Here is a 1068-nt window from a genome sequence, read left to right on the forward strand (position 1 = left end):
GCCTGATTTAGCCCTGCATCGGCGACGAGGCCATGTCCATCGACAGGCGCGCTTCAATGGCGATACGCAGATGGCCGACCGCGTCGATCACGCACTCCAGCGTGGCCGCATCGGTGATGCGCAGGCCGTCATGGTAAGCCGGGGTGAGGCCGCGCGTTTCAAGGCGCGCTTCAATCTGTGGGCGCGAACCGTGGACCAGCACCAGTCGCACACCCAGGCTGTGGAGCAGCACCAGGTCGTGGACGATATTGCCGAAGTTCGGATGATCCACACCATCGCCGGGCAGCATGACCACAAAGGTGCAGTCGCGGTGGGCGTTGATGTAGGGCGAAGCGTGACGAAGCCAATTGACGTAGTCGGGCATGGAACCTGGGCCTGTAATAAAAAGCAGCCGAAAAAGGATGAGTCGTGAAAACGCACAGCAGGCTGATGGTTATCGTCGGAACAGGCTTGGGGACACGCTCGCTCTCCTTATGTACGCATGGGCAGGGGTTAAATCAGGCCGGTGTCAGGCAGTAATGCTCGATCAGTTCCCGCAATAGACGCACTGTAGGCGTCAAGCGTGACATTTCGAGGTATTCGCCCGGCTGGTGGGCGCAGGCAATATCGCCAGGGCCAAGCACCAGGGTTTCACAACCAAGGCGCTGAAGATAAGGCGCTTCGGTGCCGAACGCTACTGCTTCGGCGCGATGACCGGTCAATCGTTCCGCGACCCGCACCAGCTCGGCGTCTTCGGCCTGCTCGAACGGCGGCACTTCGGCGAACAGCGGCGCATAGTCGATCTTCACCTTATGGCGCTCGGCCACCGGTTCGAGCTTCTGCCGGATCGCCGCGCGCAGCACCTGCGGGTCCATGCCGGGCAAGGGCCGCAGGTCGAACTCCAGGGAACACTGGCCGCAGATGCGGTTGGGGTTATCGCCGCCGTGGATGCAGCCGAAATTCAGGGTCGGTTGTGGCACGCTGAACTGCGGGTTGCGGTACTCGCGCTGCCAGGCCAGGCGCAGGCCGCGCAGTTCGCCGATGGCGTCGTGCATGGCTTCCAGGGCGCTGTGGCCCAAGCTCGGGTCC

General features: G+C 62.8%; 1 protein-coding gene and 1 pseudogene. Both read right to left on the minus strand.

Annotation, left to right across the window (positions count from 1 at the left end; translation table 11 throughout):
* Window positions 1-10: 10 nt before the first annotated feature.
* Window positions 11-364, minus strand: a pseudogene (locus L9Z73_RS31035) (amino-acid N-acetyltransferase); the annotation flags it as partial.
* A gap of 133 nt (window positions 365-497) precedes the next feature.
* The coding region (locus L9Z73_RS31040; protein WP_247408813.1) for a M20/M25/M40 family metallo-hydrolase at window positions 498-1068 on the minus strand (571 nt) is incomplete at its 5' end.

Origin of the sequence: Pseudomonas emilianonis (genome assembly GCF_023072625.1) — a bacterium.
GTDB classification, from domain to species: Bacteria; Pseudomonadota; Gammaproteobacteria; order Pseudomonadales; family Pseudomonadaceae; genus Aquipseudomonas; species Aquipseudomonas paraveronii.